Raw genomic sequence first — 17,454 nt, 5'->3', positions numbered from 1 at the left:
GGGCGGCCGTTTTTTTCGGCGCAGGCCCCGCGTTGACGGCGCGCACGGCTGTGTCTAGATAACCGGAAGCCCATTTCCACCCCGAGCGAGCAAAAAAATGGAAATCCTGCGCAAGTGGCTGCACACGGTCTTCTCGGACACGCAGCTGGTCATCCTCCTGCTGGTCCTGGCCATCGGAACGGCCGTCGTCCTGTCCGTCGGCAACCTCCTGGCGCCGGTCATCGCCAGCGTGGTCATCGCCTTCCTCCTGGAGGGGCTGGTGCGCACCTTGGAGCGTTTCCGCTGCCCGCGCATGCTGGCCGTGGGGCTCGTCTTCGGGCTCTTCATGCTCTTCCTGGCCGTGCTGCTCCTGGCCCTGATCCCGCTGCTCGCCACGCAGATCACGGACCTCATCGAGAACATCCCGTACATCGTGGCCCAGGGGCAGACGGCCCTGGAATACCTGCCCCGGAAATACCCCTTCTTCACGGAGGCGCAGATCCAGGCCATCGTGGACTCCGTGACCGTGCAGTTCTCCCAGATCGGCCAGAAGGTCCTGGCCTTCTCGCTCTCCTCGGTGCGCTCGGTCTTCTCCTTCGTGGTCTACCTCGTGCTCATGCCCATCCTCGTGTTCTTCTTCCTCAAGGACAAACGCGTCATCCTCGAATGGCTGAGCGGCTTCCTGCCCGCGGACCACACCCTGGCCAGCAAGGTCTGGACGGACTTCAAGACCCAGGCCGGCAACTACGTGCGCGGCAGGATCTGGGAGGTGCTCATCGTCTGGGCCGCGACCTACGCCTGCTTCCTGCTCTTCGGTCTGGACTACGCAATGCTCCTGAGCCTGCTGGTGGGCCTGTCCGTCATCATTCCGTACATCGGGGCCGTGGTGGTGGTCGTGCCGGTGCTGATCATCGGCTACATCCAGTGGGGCCTGAGTGCGCAGTTCACCTGGGCCATGGTCACGTACCTGCTGATCCAGCTCCTGGACGCCAACCTCCTGGTGCCCCTGCTCCTGTCCGGGGCCGTGAACCTGCACCCCGTGGCCTCCATCACGGCCATCCTCGTCTTCGGCGGCATCTGGGGCGTGTGGGGCGTCTTCTTCGCCATCCCGCTGGCCTCGCTGGTGCAGTCGGTGCTGGAGGCCTGGAGGTTCCAGCGGACGAGCCTGGAACGGCCGAATTGCTAGGCGGGGCTCCGAAACTTTTCTTCCCATTACGATCTCATCCAGGAATCATCGCATGAAAAAATACGACGTGTACGGCATGGGCAACGCCCTGGTGGATATGGAATTCGAAGTCTCCGACGCCTTCCTGCAGACCATGGGCGTGGAAAAGGGCTTCATGACCCTGGTCGACGAGGACCGCCAGTTTGAGCTCCTCGAATACCTGCGCGGCGAGCGCAGCGTGCGTTCGGGCGGCGGCTCGGCGGCCAACACCGTGGTGGCCAACGCCCTGTTCGGCGGCCGCTCCTTCTACACCTGCCTGGTCAGCAACGACGAGATGGGCGACTTCTACACCCAGGAGCTGGCCCGGGCCGGCGTGGACACCAACCTGGCCGAGCGCCGGGCCGAGGGCGTTACGGGCAAGTGCCTGGTCATGGTCACGCCCGACGCCGAGCGGACCATGAACACGTATCTGGGCATCTCCGAGTCCCTGTCCGCGGCCGAACTGCGGCCCGAGGCCCTGCGCGACTCCGAGTTCGTCTACTCCGAGGGCTACCTCGTCACCTCGCCCACGGCGCGCCCGGCCGTGGCCGAGGCCATGCGCCTGGCCCGCGAGGCCGGGGTGAAGACGGCCTTGAGCTTCTCTGACCCGTCCATGGTCAAGTATTTCCGCCTGGGCCTGGAGGAGATCATCGGCGAAGGGGTCGATCTGCTGTTCTGCAACCGCGAGGAGGCCCTGCTGTGGGGCGAGTGCCGCACCCTGGCCAAGGCCGTGGACAGCCTGTGCCGCATCGCAGGGAGTTTCGTCGTCACTCTGGGCGGGGAGGGGGCCCTGATCTTCGACGGCTACGCCCTGCACGAGGTCGACCCGTTCCCGGTCGCGCCCGTGGACACCAACGGCGCCGGAGACATGTTCGCCGGGGCCTTCCTGCACGGCATCACCCACGGCATGACCTACGCCGAGGCCGGTCGCTTCGCGAGCCTGGCGGCATCCAAGGTCGTCACGGTCTTCGGCCCGCGCCTGAAGCCCGAGGAGTATCCGCGGACCCTGGCCGAGTTCCGGGGAGGGCGGTGATCCAGCCATGAACCGGACAGGAGCCTGAGCGTGTTCGCCGGCATCGAGGACTGGGGCTGGTGGCTGGCGGCGGTCTCGGCCGTGACCTTCGTCGGGTCCCTGGCCGTGGTGCCCATTCTGGCCGTGCGCATCCCGGCGGACTACTTCCGCCGGGAACACCGCGGCCCCACGCCGTGGCGAAGAAGGCATCCGGTCCTGCGCCTGGCCGTGCTCATCCTCAAGAACGCCTTGGGCGTGGTCCTGCTCCTGGGCGGGATCGTCATGCTTTTCCTGCCCGGACAGGGCCTGCTGACCATGTTCCTGGGCGTCGTGCTCATGGACTTCCCAGGTAAGTTCCGCCTGGAACGCTACCTCATCTCCCGCGGCCCGGTGCTGAAAAGCATCAACTGGATCCGCAGAAAGGCCGCTGTCCGCGAGCTGGAAACGGACGGCGACAGCCGGGACAAGGCAGCGTGAATCCTCGCCGGCCGGGCGTTTTCCGATAATTTATCTCGGATTTTGATTTTTCTCGAAAAAACCCTTTGACATGAGGCGGATGTCCCCATAGAAGCGTTTTCTCGTTGGACGGGACAGGGCGGTTAGCTCAGCTGGGAGAGCGTCGGCCTTACAAGCCGAATGTCATAGGTTCGATCCCTGTACCGCCCACCAAGAAGACCATGCGGGGTCGTAGTTAAGACGGTTATAACGCCGGCCTGTCACGCCGGAGGCCGTGGGTTCGAGTCCCATCGGCCCCGCCATTAGAGAACAAGGGATTTCAGTCGAAAGACTGGGATCCCTTTTTTCTTTCGTGGGTTTGGGTGTGGGTTTTGCGACTGACTGCGACGATCCAAGAGGAAGCCACTCGGTAACGGGTGGCTTTTTCATTAGATCCTCGTGCATTCCGAGGACATACTTCAATGGGAATATGTATGACAAAAGAAGCACTTGCCGATGGTGCAACTTTTCTTGTAGCGGATGTTCGAAAAGATTCGTGGCCGAAGATCGAAGAATATCCGGGCACAACATTCGTTACAGAAACGACTGCCTGGCTCTGTCTCTCACTAAAAAAACTTCAAAAGCGATTGAGGAATTCAGAGGTAAGTTCCTCAGTTTGAATGGCATGAGAAAAGTCAAAGCGAGACACGCCCCCTTTTCCATAACAATTACCATGAAAATTTGCCCAAAATGCCGCTATTTGGACCATGAGGAAAATGGCCCCAACTACGAATGCCCGAAGTGTGGGGTCATTTACTCGCGTGCGCACGAAGCCATCAACGAAGAGAAGATCAAGCAAAACGAAAAGCGCTTCGCGCATACTTGGGCAAAAGCAGGCGCAAGCACCCGGATGAACACCGGAACGTTCTGGGTTTGGGCGGCAGTCTTTATTACCATCATCGCCTTCAACGCAATCAGGAACATCAATAGTCCAGAGATCAAGCACCCCACCAAGCCCATTCCTGTCACCAAGACGCCAGTCCCTCCGGCCAGGGAAAACTTTCTGACCAAATACGAAATGCGGACTCAAGAAAAGGGGACATGCAGCTTCAAGCTCATCTCAAACGACGCTCCGAACACCATCTTCATCCTTACAAACCGTACCACCGGACAAAAAACGGCTCTCCTCTACGTCAAACGAGGCGATGAACTAGAAATTCTGGTACCGCCCGGAGAATATGGTTACCAGATGATTCAGGGGGAAGTGTGGCTAGGAGATAAAGAGCATTTTGGCCTTGGGACAGTGTATTTTGATGGGGACAGAACGTTTGTTTTTGCACAGAACGAACGAGAAACATCTGGACATATTGTCAAGCTGAATACGTTGAATGGGAATATGAAACCGGTCAGAACTGCACGGATTAATCTGAACTAGGCAGAAATGTTGCCGTTGTTGTAAATTTTCTTTCAGTAAAATTTGCATTAAATTCTTGTTTAAAGGTCAGCGGAAATCAGGCAAAACTTTCGTCAAAAGCAGACCTGACCCCTCTGCCTGTTGTGACCCCTCTGCCTGTTGGTAACCAGATACTTGATAATCACTTGTTAATATTATGAAAGATGAACCAGATAAGAAATTCTTAAATCGGTATTTCCAGAGTATTTATGACAAACTGGAAGCGGATGCTTTGTTGTTCAATCGCAAACTGCCTCACGAAGGTTTAAAGGGAAGCGAAAACGAACAAGCACTTGCGGATGTTCTGCGAAATTTTCTACCTACAAGGTATGGTGTTGAGGTTAACGCCCTCGTCATTGATAGAAATGGCGCTGTTAGTCGTCAATGTGACATCGTTATTTACGATGATGTGCAGTTCCCAAAGTATTTCCGAAAGGTATTCCCAATTGAAATAGTGTTCGCGGTTATTGAGGTAAAAACTGAACTTTCGAAGCAGCAAGTGGATGCAGCGAAGACAAATGAGTCTGCCTTACGGTCCTTGTCGTATCAGCCACTTTTAACAAACTACTGGACCACTCAGACAAAAAAGCAGAAATTAGCACATGCGCCACCTGTACACTGCATCTTCGGATACCGCTCTTCGACTCAGGACTTTGGCACCTTTATAAATTGGTTCAAAGAGCTTCCTACTCAAAATCATTCGGATGATATATTTAGTTACAACTCGCCATTCAATCACTTCATAGCATGTTCGCTAGACAAGGGGTTGATATTTTGTCGTGGGGATGGCCATATCCCTCATTGGCTAACTGTCGGTGATGAAACGAGAAAGGAAAGGTATTTCCAAGCCACCGGAGATGGTCATGAATTTGATGTTGATCCGGCAAAGGCCCTATTAATGTTTCTCGAAACATTATGGACAATGCTCGAACAGTCTCCAAGGCACCCAGGGTTCGACATCAGGAGTTACATGGATGATGATTTGGGATCGTTCATTCCGTTTAATTGGGACGGAAAAATTGAATACTAACAAGTGGCTTAAATGCACTCCGTTTCACTCCTCCGGACGCTCGCTGCGTTCGAGGGGGAGCGGAGTCAAATCTTGAATCTTGAATTTTTCCGGAGTATCTTTTCTCCATGGCCCGCCCACTCCGCATAGAATTTCCCGGAGCCATCTACCATGTGACTTCCCGGGGCAATGCACAGTCTTCCATTTTTCTGGACGATATCGACAGGAGCGCCTTTCTTTCCGTGCTCGGGATGACGTTAGCTGATACTTTCGTCAAAAACAGACATGACCCCATTGATGCCCCATTGCTATTATTTTAGACATCGAAAGGTATGTATGCAGCTTCTACGAGAAACACTTGAGCGGGTGCGATCAGGAGAATCAAAATTCGAGCCAGCAAGCGAATCTGAGAGCGATCTACAAGTTTTCCAGAAGGTCGCAAATCGTCTGCTTGAGGCAAAACAGCAGGGCCTTATCCACGACGCGAGGTTCCTGAAGGCCAGCGCTCGTGGCAATATGTCCTTCCGCGCGGCCGTCGTGCTCGGGGGGCTAACCTATCAGGGTGAAAAGTTCCTCGAATCAGAACCATCCATACCGCAGAGCACAACAGAAGAGGTCGTTACCTTGGACATCTTCATCAGCCATAGCACCGATGACAGCGAACTGGCTGCGGGCTTCATATCACTTCTCCGGGCTGCACTTCCTATCGACCCAACTCGGATCCGATGCACAAGCGTCGAGGGGTACCGGCTTCCTGCAGGATCAAGCTTCAACGAGCAGTTGAGGTCGGAGGTTTTTGATGCCACCGTTCTTGTGGCACTGCTGAGCGCGTCGAGCCTCAACTCCACGTACACGCTCTTCGAACTTGGTGCGCGTTGGGGCGCGCAGAAGTACCTTGCGCCGGTTCTCGTTCGTGGCACGGTGGTGGCGGCCCTCAGACAGCCCTTGTCGTCCTTAAATGCCATTCCAGCGAAATCGGAATCTGATGTCTCTCAGCTGATTGATACGATTGCGGAGCGACTTAACGTTCAGGCGTTTCCTCATTACTCCTATGCAGGGGATCTTCGCGCTTTTTGTGAAGCCGGTAAGTAGAGGGGCGATGTCTAACCATTCCATCGAGGGGACAGCCAACTGGCTCCACCGTTCCCACCAAAAAGCTTGTACAAATTTCCGGGGCCACTTCTAAGTTTCAATCAGAGGTCAGGGAACGATGAAAATATCTAAAGTATCTATAAGCAATTTCAGGTCTATCGGCGAAGCTCATTTTGATTGTGATAACTTCAATATCTTTGTAGGTCAAAATAACGCAGGCAAGACCAATTTCTTTGAAGCGGTTGAATGGTTTTTCAATGGAACTTCTAAAGGTGTGTCTATGAAGGATTTACACCCAAAAGGAGATACATCAAAAACCATTTCAGTAAAAATAGAGTTTACGGGTGCTTTGCATGGCGCTGAAAATATGCGCAATGAAGCCAATAAGACTAAAATGTTAGGTGTGTTAGACGGTAACGACAAGTTAGTTGTTGAAAGATCAAGCGAAGAGCCTAGCAAAAGAAAAATAATAATAAATGGAGAAGAGTTAGCTAAAAATCCAGCAGGGTTTGATAAAGCGTTTAACGATTTTCTACCAAAATTTGAATATATACATACCAAGCAATATTTTGATGAAGTGGCAAAATATTCTGCGAAGACTCCGGTTGGCATTATGCTGTCTTCTGTTCTTGAAGAGATTCTGCAAGACAATCCTCAATACAGAGCTTTTAGAGACAAGTTTGATGAGTTGTTTGATGATGATGGTTCAGCTGTAAAGGTGGAGTTTGATCGTTTGGGCGACAATGTTAAAACTCATTTGGAAAAACAATTTGCCGAATGCACAAAGGTTAGTTTTGAAGTCACAAGTCCTGAATTCAATGACTTGCTAAAAAATTTCCAGACTAGAGTTGATGATGGTGTAGAAACATACGCATCCGAAAAAGGTGATGGCATGCAGAGGGCTCTTATGCTTGCCATTATCCAGGCGTATGCAGATTACAGAAAAGGTAGAGAAGATGCTGGCAAGTCGTTTTTATTCTTCATTGATGAAGCAGAGCTTCATTTACACCCAACCGCACAGCGGAAATTAAAAGAAGTACTCCTGACATTGAGCGCTGATCTAGATCAAGTATTTATAAATACCCATTCATCGGTATTTGTAGCAGACGAGCATCCATCTCAAAAAATTTATAAAGTAGAGAAAGAAGATAGCATCACTCACTTTAGGTATGTCGATCAACTGGATAAGCCCTACGTTGTCTTTGAATTACTAGGTGGAAGCCCGTCTGATCTATTGCTTCCTCGTAACTTTTTAATAGTAGAAGGACCGAGTGAGGTCGAATTTTTAACCCGTGTAATTAAACGCTTCTATTCCGATAAACCGACAATTCAAATAATTTCTGCTGAAGGCGATACTCATCAAGCTAAGCGCTCAATTAATGCTATAAAAAAGTCATTTAAGCCTCTTGAGAGTTCTATATTCGAAGAAAAGATAGTTGTCTTGTGCGATGCTCCAACTCAAAAGGCGCAAGGCGGCTTTGATGAGTTCATGAAGGAGTTTAGAAGATTTAATGATAGAGGGCAAATTAAAGTCTTAGCCCACGGCTCATTGGAGGAGTGCTATCCAAATCACTTGGACTGGAAAAGAACGGAGCAGCAAGTTGCAAGTATGACGGGCAAGCAGAAAACAAGTCTATCAAAACGAGTTGGTGATGAAATTACGAAAGAACAATTCGAAACGGAAATGAAATCTGTATTTGAGACACTTGTACGCGCATGGGAGTTATCGTTTTGAAACTGGGGGAATGGGGTCACCCATCAAAAGGACCGAGGTCACCCATCAAAAGGACCGAGGTCACCCATCAAAAGGACCGAGGTCAAGAGAAAGTACTCCTGCGGGCCAGAAAGTCAGGTTTTCTCGCCTCGGGTGAAAGTCCCTAGATAACACCTCAGATTTCTTTGCTTTCTGCCTTTCTCGAAATATCAGATTTGCGATGTCGGCGTATTCCGCCGCACCAGTCACCCATCGGGATCTAGGCCGCCAAAGCAGCCCCACCGTCTTGCGACGGCCAGATAATCTTCGATCCCACGCCATGTCCAAAGTGTTGTTACAAATCTCATGGTTGCGAACCAACCCGTTGCTGGCTCATGCCGTGGTCGGCGAAACAAAGTCATCCGAAAAGCTGAAAGCGATGGCTACCAATCAAATCTCATGGTTATGCCAACCCCAATGCTGGTTCCCCACCGCCTCCAAATTCATGCAAAGCATTTCTCGTGATCAAAGTTCACGCCCTCCCGCATGATGAAATACGCGGCCCGCGCAAGTTTATGGGCCAAGGCGCTATGTGCGACCATTCTGTTGCTTCTGGCCATCTTGCGGTCATACCATGAACGGCTTGCGTCGTCGTAACGCCTGGCGAACTCAGCGACTTCTGAAAAAGCCCACGCCAGATACTTGTTCCCGTTCTTAGTGTTGCCGCGTCCCTTGCGCTTGCCGTTACTGATCCAAGTGGACGGCACTTTCCGACAATACGAACTGAAATTGCCCGCTTTGGCGAAGCGCCCGATTGGGCCGGTTTCCAACATGATCGTCAGGCCCAGGACAACGCCTACTCCTGGCATGGAGAGCAGTGCCTTATACGCCGGTCGCAATTCGGCTCGCTCCTCGGCTTGCTTCTCGATCTTCTTTATCTGCCGCCCTAAATAGTCGATGGTGTCTTTGCTGACTTCTCCGCACAAGGCCAAATCTTCATTTGCGCCACACAAGGGGGCGACATGGTTTGTCTTGAGTTGCTTGATCATGCGCCCCGGCAGCGAATGCCCGTTGTTTCGGGAAACAATGCCCTGCAAACTCGTGATCAATGACGTTCTCAGACGTACAAGGTGTCCGCGTTTCCGTAGCAAATCTCGGATCGGGCGTTCCGCTTTGGGGTAGATGTATCCCTCAGGCAGAACACCCAGGCGAAGCATTTCGGCAAGCCAAGCCGCATCACTGGCGTCGTCGCTGTGCTTCAGCCCAGAGTACTTCTGGATAGCCGCAGGATTGGCCAAATGCACCTGGTAGCCTTCGTCCATCAACGCATCGACAATCCAATACCAGTTGAAGGTCGACTCGAGGGCAATTCCTTGGACCTGGTCCCGATAAGGAGCTAGCGGATGCAGGATTGCCTGGACATCGTTAGCAAGTTTTCGTTTTTCAATGATCTTTCCTGCACTATCGACCATAGACAAGAAATTTGAATTTGAATGCAAATCGATTCCTGCGTATATAGCCATTGGACACCTCCGATATGAGTGTTTCCCAACTCCTATATAGCAGAGGAAACGGTCACCTGCTATTTTCGGAGGTGTCCTTTTGAATGATTATCAGATCACTCTTTGGCTCACCTCTGTCCCGCAACTGGAAAGTGGCCATATATTGGATATTGAATTTGTCTGGGCCAAAATCGCCGGCTGGAGAGATGTCTGAGTTGACGCAGGGACCCGCGCACATCTCGATGACCCCATCCGCAAGGTCTGCCATGATTTCGGCTATGCCCGTGTACATGTTGCTGCCGCGACAGAATTGCATTATTCATCGGTGAGCAAATTCTTCGGAAATGTGATTGTTCAAGATGCAGCCCATCCTTTCTTAAGGGATCATTCCGGTACGAGAGGGTATAGAACATGTCCAGCATTGCGTCATTCTTCGGATCGAGTTTCTTTTTCATCCCTTTTCTCTACTTCCCAATCTATATCTACATGGAAAGAAAATTCAGCAACCATGTCACGGTTCAATCCGCGCTGAAGATCTTCACCGTGTTGGCGGGACTTTTCACGATCATCTACGCCTTTACCGCACCTCTTGATTTCCCGGTGCTCATGCCGGGCCGTGCCGGGATGAAAAATCATGTGCCGGCCTCAATCTTCCTGGTGATCGTAGGCGCCGCAACGATGACGCTTCCATTGTACAGCAAGTACATCAGGTTCTCGAACAAGATTGATTAATATGGAATTTGCTCACTGAAGTGAGCGAAACAGGTGATCGATTTTGAATATCGAATTTTTCCGGACTGGCGCACCCGATCTTGAAAGATATTTCAATTGACGCAGGGAGCCGCTCACATCGCGATTTTCTCATCCTCAAAGCCAGCAATGAATTCGGCCAAACTCGGGCATACATCGCTCCTGCGACAGGATTGCATTGTTCATCAGTGGAAAAAAATTCTTCGGGAAATGGGTGATTCAAGATTCAAGATCCGACATCTGCAAGCTGCGTTTTCCCGCCACGTAATGATTGAACAGCTCATCCTTGATGAAGCCACTCATGAAAGCATGTTCGCATGAGCGTTGACACCACTCAATAATAGAAGATATTCAAATAGATAAATCCCATTCTGCTGTCCCGGAGGCGCATTCTTGCGCCCGGACCCCGTCAAAGAGGCGCCGGCGCAAGGCATGGGGAAAAGAACAACGTTGAAAATCAAGCAGCATTGCAGCGTGTTACCCGAACCTGACTCATGAAAAGGAGGATGGATCAATGAAAAGATTTCTTGGCGTTGCGGTGATCATCGCCGTCCTTGTCCCGGTCTCTGTCCTGGCGGCGACCGCGGACATCAAGCAGGCCGTACCGAGCAAGAGTCCTGGCGTCGCTCAACCACAGGGGCAGATTAAAAACGTGCCAAAATCCGCCATCCTGCAGCAGACAACACCTCAAGGCGCGGCGGAACTGAGTTTCCAGAAATTTGAACTCACGCCTTCTTCTCCTTCGCAGCCTCAGTGTGTCCTGAAATGGACTGTCACCATTACAAACGCGGGGGGCGTGCCCAGCCGCTCCAACCTCAAACTCCATCACACATACCGGAAGCCCGGAGCCGCCACCGGCGTGGAGGGGTCGGTCGTCAACCTCGACTCCATCTCGCCCGGCGAGTCGCGCTTTTTCACGGGGTATGTCGCCGAACGCTTCGAAGGAAAGACCGAAGCGGTTCTGGAAATAAGGGACGGGGACACGCTGCTCGGGACGGCAACCTACGCGCTTCCCGATACGGCCAAACCGTCCGCCGGCAATGTCGCCCTGGGCGATGCCGTCATTTCAGGCTCGCAGATATCCATTCCCGTTCGGAACACGGGCAATGTCGACGTGACGCCCATCTCCATCCGGGTCAGAGGGGTTTCCGGCGCATCCGGCGCAAGTGAGCACATCACATTGGGTCCGATCATCCCTTGCGTTCCGGCAGGGGGAAGCGAAACCGTCACGGTGCAGCTCCCTGAAAATTCGTTTCAAACTTACAGGATTCAACTCAGTCCCAACGGAACGAGCGAAATCATCGCCGAGAGAGACTACCCCAAGCCTTAAAGCCTTGTCCGCCGGCAACAGACCCTCACCTCAAATGCAAAGGCCATCCTTCCACGGTTGGCCTTTGCAAGAGAAGGCCGATGGGCTCAGATCTTCCCTTCTCTCACCAGCGCCCCTTAACTTCACATGCTCAAAAAGCACTCAGGGCCCCGGCTGCCAACCGGGACCCTGAGCACACGCTTTCATTTCGCAAATCGACAGTCGGAGGATCCTGCCGTCGCGAGCCTTTTCTTTTCCTCCCGTCTTCGTTCAGATCGGGGGGGCGATGGTGACCACGGTGCGCATGTCCGTGATCGCCCTGATTCCGTGCGGCACGGCAATGTCGCAGACGAGAACGTCGCCGGTTTTGGCCGGCAGGGTCCCGTCCTTGGCCAGGAATTCGCCTTCGCCTTCCAGGATGAGAATGGAAAGCTGGCCCTCGATGTCATGGGAATGGATGGGCAATTGCTGTCCAGCCTTGAAGTTGAAGTTCAGGATCTTGAAATAGGGCGATTCGTGGACCAGAAGCTTCTTGAGGCCCAGGTCGTTGAACCCGTTGGCTTCGAACAGATTGACTTTTTTCATGATGCATCTCCTTGCGGCTGTTGCCGAACACGATCACGCCTGCGCACAGGCGATGTTAATAATCCGGTTGTACATGTACTTTGTGCGCTTTCAGCCCCGTGTCAACCGGCATCCGAAAATTGACCTGCCCTGGATGCGTTTTTCGGAAGTATGTGTTCCTCACGCCAACGGCGGCTGTATATGTATGCAGGTCGGAATGATCCGACCGTCCCTGATTTATATATGGCGAAAGAGGGGCTTGCCGTTGATGCAACTTTTCTTGTAGCAGATGGTACAATAAATTCATGCCACGTCGAGAATTTGTCGGGGCAATGCGAACCGACAGAGGGAGTGCCGATTCCCTGGCTCACGAGCACGAAATACTGCCAGAACAAACGTAATCCGGGTCTTGAGGATAATCGTTCAAACAATGAATATCCGCAATGTGGTGTTTTTGAATCTTTTTTTTGGGGAGGAACATGAAAGAAATTCTACTGCTGATATCAATCCCGTTTTTGCTGCTGACAGGATGCGCGTCCAAGGATCTTGTCCCGAGGCATGATGTCGCAATCTCCCATGATTCGGAACGCATCGCATACAACGTGGCCGGGGAAGGGAAAACAGCGCTGGTCTTCATCCACGGCTGGAACTGCGACGCGCGTTACTGGCAGAATCAGGTCCCTGCGTTCGCAGGCGACTATCAGGTCGTGTCGCTTGATTTGGCAGGCCATGGGCATTCGTCGGCAGACAGGCTTGCGTGCACGATGGAGTCCTTTGCCGATGACGTCAGAGCGGTCATCGACAAGGAGCATATCGAGCGCGCGGTTCTCGTCGGGCATTCCATGGGTGGCGCCGTCATTGCCGAAGCGGCCAGGCTGATGCCTGAAAAAGTGATCGGCATCGTTGGGATCGACACCTTGCAGAATGTCGGTGAACGTCATCCTCAAAAGTTCATCGACGACATGGTCGCACCGTTCGACGCCGATTTCACAAACGCCACCCGGAATTTCGTTGCGGGGATGTTCCCGCAGGGGGCCGACCCAAGATTGGTGCGCTGGGTTTGCGAGGACATGTCGTCGGCCCCGAAGACGGTCGCGTTGAGCGCCTTCCGGAACTATCTGCAGCAGTATGTCAACGGAGAAGCGGCCCGGGTCTTCGACGACATCCGCATTCCCGTCGTCTCGATAAACGCCAGGCTCTGGCCGACGGAACCGGAAGAGAACCGGAAGCATATCGCGGACTATCAGCTGTATTATATCGATGGGACGGGACACTTCCCGATGCTGGAAAAGCCCGAAGAGTTCAATGCGCTCTTGAGAAAAGCCGTCCATTCCGTTGAGGCAAAATGGGACGATGTAGAGACTCAGCCGTAGCGGCGGTGAGTCGGCCGGTTACGTCGACCGGTTACGTCGACCGGGAGCGTTTGCCGCTCATGGACTCGATGCGGACGCGCACGACCCCGGTGGCGGCGAGGGTCCGTTCTGGGAGGGGGAAGACGCAGGGGGCCTTGTACTTTGCGGCCAGGGCCTTGAGCGTTTCGACCTTGAGGGTGTCGTCCTCCACCAGGGTGGCGATGCCGGTGCCGCAGACGCTGCTGTAGCGGGTCGTCGTGTTCTCCACGCGGATGTCGACGGCGGCGCAGAAGGCCACCTTTGGGTCGCGCCCGATGAGGTCAAGCTTGCGGCCTTCGGCGGCGCAGTGGATGAAGATGCTGTCCCCGTACAGGACGAAGTTGAAGGGCAGGACGTAGGGGAATTCCCCGGTGTTGAACGCCACGGAGACGACGTCCGCTTCCTGCAGCACTTCGCGCATGAAGGACTGGTCCGTGATTTCTCGATCCTTTCTTCTCATGGGCATTCTCCTGGACACGTCGGGCGTTCTTCCGGTTGCGTCGTCACGAGCCTGTTGCCGGCTCCCGCCCCCGCGTCATGCGCCGAGGCCGCCGAACCCTACGCCTTTCTGACGAACTCGGATTTGAGCTTCATGGCGCCGATGCCGTCGATCCTGCAGTCGATGTCGTGGTCTCCGTCGACCAGCCTGATGTTCTTGACCTTCGTGCCGACCTTGACCGTGGACGACGAGCCCTTCACCTTCAGGTCCTTGATGACGGTCACGGTGTCGCCGTTCTGGAGGGGCGTGCCGTTGGCGTCCTTGACGACCTTCTCGTCCTGGCCGCCGTCCTCTACCGCGTCTTTGGCCCACTCGTGGCCGCATTCCGGGCAGACGAAGGCCATGCCGTCATCGTAGGCGTATTCGGAGCCGCACTTGGGGCAGGGGGGGAAATCGCTCATTTCGGTATCCTTGGAGTGTTGCGGGGTGTGATTGTTTGCGACCGGCAAACAGCGGTAACCGCTAGCCGTTCGAACCTGCCGCGGTCAATGCGAAATAAGGGCCTCCGGGTGGCGGTCAGGCTCATTCAACCCGCCCAAAAAACTTCCCGTCCGGCGCGTCTGCGTGTAAGCAACGCACCTGGTCGGCGAAGGTGAACCGTCCACGATCTCTCATCTTTTTCAGGAGTTCCCCTATGTCTTTCGCCATGCTGCAGAGCGCCTTCGGCCTGGCGGCCTTTGTGCTCATCGCCTGGCTCCTGTCCGAGAACCGCAGGGCCGTGAGAGGGCGGCTCGTCGTCATCGGGCTCGCGCTGCAGTTTGCGCTGGCGGTGATGCTGCTCAAGCTGCCCATGTTCCGGGATGTATTTCTGGTGCTCAACCGGATCATGCAAATATTGGAAGAGGGCACGCGGGCCGGGACGAGCTTCGTGTTCGGGTATCTGGGCGGCGGGGCCCTGCCTTTCGAGGAGCCGTATTCCGGGGCGGCCTATATCTTCGCCTTCCGCGGGTTGCCTGTCATCGTGGTCACCGCGGCCCTGTCGTCGCTCCTGTACCACTGGAAGATCATTCCCGTGCTGGTCCGGGGGCTGTCCTTCGCCCTGGAGCGGACCATGGGCATCGGCGGGGCCCTGGGCATCGGGTGCGCGGCCAACATTTTCGCGGGCATGGTCGAGGCCCCGCTGTTCGTGCGCCCCTATGTCGCGTCCATGACCCGCTGCGAGCTCTTCACCCTGATGACCTGCGGCATGGCCACCATCGCCGGGACCGTGCTCGTGCTCTACGCGGGCATCATCGCCCCGGTCCTGCCCGACGCCCTGGGGCACATCCTGACGGCCTCCCTGATCAGCGTGCCTGCGTCCATCCTCATCGCCGGGGTCATGATCCCGGAATCCGGCCAGCCCACCCTGGGCGATGTCTCGCCCCCTTCCCAGAGCCGCAGCTCCATGGACGCCCTGGTGCAGGGCGCGTCCCTGGGCGTGAAGGTCTTCATCAGCGTCGCGGCGCTGCTGGTCGTGCTGCTGGCCATGGTCAGCATGTGCAACCAACTGCTCGGCCTGCTGCCGGACGTGGCAGGCGAGGCGCCGACCCTGCAGCGCATCCTGGGCTACGTCATGGCCCCCCTGGTCTGGCTGACGGGCGTCCCCTGGAGCGAGGCCCACGCGGCGGGCAGTCTCATGGGCACCAAGATCGTGCTCAACGAACTGCTTGCCTACCTGGACATGGCCGCGCTGCCGGCCGGGACCCTGTCCGGGCGCAGCATCACGATCATGACCTATTCCATGTGCGGCTTCGCCAATGTCGGGAGCCTGGGCATCCTCATCGGCGGCCTGTCCCGCATCGCCCCGGAACGCGCCGGGGAAATCGTCGAACTGGGGGCGCGGTCCGTGCTGGCCGGCGTCCTGGCCACCATGATGACCGGCGCCATGGTCGGCGTCCTCATGTAAACGGAGGTATCGCATGCGTTTCCACAAGCTGCTTCGGCTCATCCCGGCCCTGGCCGTCCTGCTCCTGTGCGGCTGCGCCGTTTTGCAGCACGGCGGGCCGGCTGCTCCCCAGACCCTGACGATCCTGCACACCAACGACCATCACGGCCGTTTCTGGAAGAGCTCCAAGGGTGAATACGGCCTTGCCGCGCGAAAGACCGTGGTCGACCGGGTGCGGGCCGAGGCGGCGGCCAGGGGCGGCCATGTGCTGCTGCTCGATGCCGGGGACGTCAACACCGGCGTGCCCGAATCCGACATGCTGACGGCCGAGCCGGACATCCGCGGCATGAACGCCATGGGCTACGACGCCATGGCCGTGGGCAATCACGAGTTCGACAACCCCCTGTCCGTGCTGCGCAGGCAGCAGGGTTGGATGGATTTCCCGCTGCTGGCGGCCAACATCTACGACTCTTCGGGACAACGCCTCTTTCCCGCCTACCGTCTGTTCAGGCTGCGCGGCCTGACGGTGGCCGTGTTCGGCCTGACCACCGAGGCCACGGCCGTTGTCGGCAACCCGGAGCATATCAAGGGCCTGACCTTCCGTCCGGCCGTGGACGAGGCCCGCGAGCTTGTCCCGCAACTGCGTGGCCAGGCCGACGTGGTCGTCGCCCTGACCCATCTCGGCTACGAGCAGAGCGAGCTTCCGGGCATGCCGCAGACGGGGTCGGAGATCCTGGCCCGCTCGGTGCCCGGCATCGACCTCATCGTGGACGGCCACTCGCACACGCGGCTGGACGCCCCGGTGCTCGAGAACGGAACAGTCATCGTCCAGGCCGGCGAGTACGGCAAGTTTGTCGGCCGGGTAGATCTGCTTGTCGATGGAGATCGGGTGCGTCTGGCCGGCGGATCCCTCCTGCCCGTGAATCTGACCGGGGACTCATCCAGGCAGCCGGTTCCCGAGGATCCGGAGATGCTGGCCCTGCTCGCGCCGTTCCAGGAGAAGGGGCAGGACGCCCTGGGCACGGTCATCGGACATGCCGCCGGAGATTTCGCCGCCGACCGCGCCGTCATGCGCAGCACCCAGACCGCCCTGGGCTACCTGGCCTGTCTGGCCATCATGGAGAAGACCGGGGCCGACGCAGCGGTCATGAATTCCGGCGGCATCCGCGCCGGTCTCGCGGCCGGGCCGATCGCCTACAAGGACGTGCTGACCGTGAAGCCCTTCGGAAACACCGTCTGCACCGTGGACATGACCGGCGCGGAGCTGGCCGAGTACCTGCGACTGACGGCGTCCCTGCCGCCCGGCTCGGGAGGCTTCGCGCAGTACGCGGGGGTTGGGTTCACGCTGCGGGGCGGAGTCGTCAGCGAGGTAACCGTGAACGGCAGGCCCCTGGAAGCGGAGCGGGTGTTCACCGTGGCCTTGGAAAGCTACCTGGCCGCGGGCGGGGACGGTTACCCCCGGGTCGACAACCGCCAGGGCTTCGTCAACACGGGCTTCGTGGACGCCGACGTGCTGCGGGAGTTCATCACGCGCCATTCTCCCCTCGTCCCGGCAGCCTATGCCCCGACCGGGGCGGTGCGCCGGGAGTGAACGGCCCTCCGTCGCTCCACAGACGGCCGCCATCCTCGCCCCCGTCGTCAGCCTCTCGTCAACGCCCTCGCGTACACCCCAGGCCGGTTTCGCGCGGCGCATAGCCT

At 56.1% G+C, this 17,454-nt stretch carries 16 protein-coding genes and 2 tRNA genes; 14 read left to right on the top strand and 4 right to left on the bottom strand.

Translation table 11 applies throughout. The annotated features are described in order from the left end of the window. Window positions 1–97: 97 nt before the first annotated feature. From ACZ5AC_RS07320 to ACZ5AC_RS07280, 9 genes are all read left to right on the top strand, one after another. Window positions 98–1,165: an AI-2E family transporter gene (locus ACZ5AC_RS07320; protein ID WP_464250292.1), complete on the top strand. Its 1,068-nt coding sequence runs from the start codon at window positions 98–100 to the stop codon at window positions 1,163–1,165. 52 nt (window positions 1,166–1,217) lie between these two features. Then, the gene (locus ACZ5AC_RS07315) at window positions 1,218–2,216 is read left to right on the top strand and encodes an adenosine kinase (RefSeq protein ID WP_464250291.1); all 999 of its coding nucleotides are present in this window, start codon (window positions 1,218–1,220) and stop codon (window positions 2,214–2,216) included. A gap of 30 nt (window positions 2,217–2,246) precedes the next feature. Beyond that, window positions 2,247–2,672 carry a PGPGW domain-containing protein gene (locus tag ACZ5AC_RS07310; RefSeq protein ID WP_464250290.1) on the top strand — a complete coding sequence of 142 codons (426 nt, stop codon included), beginning with the start codon at window positions 2,247–2,249 and terminating at the stop codon, window positions 2,670–2,672. Window positions 2,673–2,788: 116 nt separating this feature from the next. After that, a tRNA-Val gene (locus ACZ5AC_RS07305) sits at window positions 2,789–2,864 on the top strand. 12 nt (window positions 2,865–2,876) lie between these two features. Beyond that, a tRNA-Asp gene (locus tag ACZ5AC_RS07300) sits at window positions 2,877–2,953 on the top strand. Between the two features lie 233 nt (window positions 2,954–3,186). After that, window positions 3,187–4,065, top strand: coding sequence for a hypothetical protein (locus tag ACZ5AC_RS07295; RefSeq protein ID WP_464250289.1), 879 nt, complete (start codon window positions 3,187–3,189; stop codon window positions 4,063–4,065). A gap of 175 nt (window positions 4,066–4,240) precedes the next feature. Then, a complete protein-coding gene (locus tag ACZ5AC_RS07290) occupies window positions 4,241–5,113 on the top strand; it encodes a DUF6602 domain-containing protein (RefSeq protein WP_464250288.1) in 873 nt (290 codons plus the stop codon). Between the two features lie 315 nt (window positions 5,114–5,428). Beyond that, window positions 5,429–6,184, top strand: a complete 756-nt coding sequence (locus ACZ5AC_RS07285) for a toll/interleukin-1 receptor domain-containing protein (protein ID WP_464250287.1) — start codon at window positions 5,429–5,431, stop codon at window positions 6,182–6,184. A gap of 118 nt (window positions 6,185–6,302) precedes the next feature. Beyond that, window positions 6,303–7,919, top strand: coding sequence for an ATP-dependent nuclease (locus ACZ5AC_RS07280; RefSeq protein WP_464250286.1), 1,617 nt, complete (start codon window positions 6,303–6,305; stop codon window positions 7,917–7,919). Window positions 7,920–8,380: 461 nt separating this feature from the next. On the opposite strand, the gene ACZ5AC_RS07275 is transcribed toward ACZ5AC_RS07280, so the two are convergent. Beyond that, complete coding sequence (locus ACZ5AC_RS07275) at window positions 8,381–9,400, bottom strand: IS110 family RNA-guided transposase (RefSeq protein WP_464250285.1); 1,020 nt, start codon at window positions 9,398–9,400, stop codon at window positions 8,381–8,383. Between the two features lie 390 nt (window positions 9,401–9,790). Between ACZ5AC_RS07275 and ACZ5AC_RS07270 the strand changes: the two genes are divergently transcribed. After that, on the top strand, window positions 9,791–10,111 hold the full coding sequence (locus ACZ5AC_RS07270) for a hypothetical protein (protein WP_464250284.1): 321 nt from the start codon (window positions 9,791–9,793) through the stop codon (window positions 10,109–10,111). Between the two features lie 532 nt (window positions 10,112–10,643). Continuing rightward, window positions 10,644–11,459 (top strand): hypothetical protein, encoded by an 816-nt coding sequence (locus tag ACZ5AC_RS07265; RefSeq protein WP_464250283.1) that lies wholly within the window; start codon window positions 10,644–10,646, stop codon window positions 11,457–11,459. A gap of 249 nt (window positions 11,460–11,708) precedes the next feature. Here ACZ5AC_RS07265 and ACZ5AC_RS07260 read toward each other — a convergent pair whose 3' ends face one another. Further along, on the bottom strand, window positions 11,709–12,023 hold the full coding sequence (locus ACZ5AC_RS07260; protein WP_464250282.1) for a cupin domain-containing protein: 315 nt from the start codon (window positions 12,021–12,023) through the stop codon (window positions 11,709–11,711). A 458-nt stretch (window positions 12,024–12,481) separates the two neighbouring features. Here ACZ5AC_RS07260 and ACZ5AC_RS07255 point away from each other — a divergent pair, with 458 nt between their 5' ends. Continuing rightward, window positions 12,482–13,375, top strand: a complete 894-nt coding sequence (locus ACZ5AC_RS07255; RefSeq protein ID WP_464250281.1) for an alpha/beta fold hydrolase — start codon at window positions 12,482–12,484, stop codon at window positions 13,373–13,375. A 31-nt stretch (window positions 13,376–13,406) separates the two neighbouring features. Here the strand turns inward: ACZ5AC_RS07255 and ACZ5AC_RS07250 are convergent, their stop codons facing one another. Both ACZ5AC_RS07250 and ACZ5AC_RS07245 read right to left on the bottom strand, forming a co-directional pair. Then, a complete protein-coding gene (locus tag ACZ5AC_RS07250) occupies window positions 13,407–13,853 on the bottom strand; it encodes a pyridoxamine 5'-phosphate oxidase family protein (RefSeq protein WP_464250280.1) in 447 nt (148 codons plus the stop codon). Window positions 13,854–13,951: 98 nt separating this feature from the next. Further along, the gene (locus tag ACZ5AC_RS07245) at window positions 13,952–14,293 is read right to left on the bottom strand and encodes a zinc ribbon domain-containing protein YjdM (protein WP_464250279.1); all 342 of its coding nucleotides are present in this window, start codon (window positions 14,291–14,293) and stop codon (window positions 13,952–13,954) included. A 233-nt stretch (window positions 14,294–14,526) separates the two neighbouring features. On the opposite strand from ACZ5AC_RS07245, the gene ACZ5AC_RS07240 reads away from it, so the two are divergent. Both ACZ5AC_RS07240 and ACZ5AC_RS07235 read left to right on the top strand, forming a co-directional pair. After that, entirely contained in the window at window positions 14,527–15,777 is a 1,251-nt protein-coding gene (locus ACZ5AC_RS07240) for a NupC/NupG family nucleoside CNT transporter (RefSeq protein WP_464250278.1), read from the top strand. Between the two features lie 13 nt (window positions 15,778–15,790). Further along, window positions 15,791–17,347 (top strand): bifunctional UDP-sugar hydrolase/5'-nucleotidase, encoded by a 1,557-nt coding sequence (locus ACZ5AC_RS07235; RefSeq protein ID WP_464250277.1) that lies wholly within the window; start codon window positions 15,791–15,793, stop codon window positions 17,345–17,347. Window positions 17,348–17,454 lie beyond the last annotated feature (107 nt).

The sequence above is a fragment of the Desulfomicrobium aestuarii genome (genome assembly GCF_055385525.1).
Note: the sequence above shows the minus strand (reverse complement) of the source record. Positions and strands in the feature narration are given on the sequence as shown.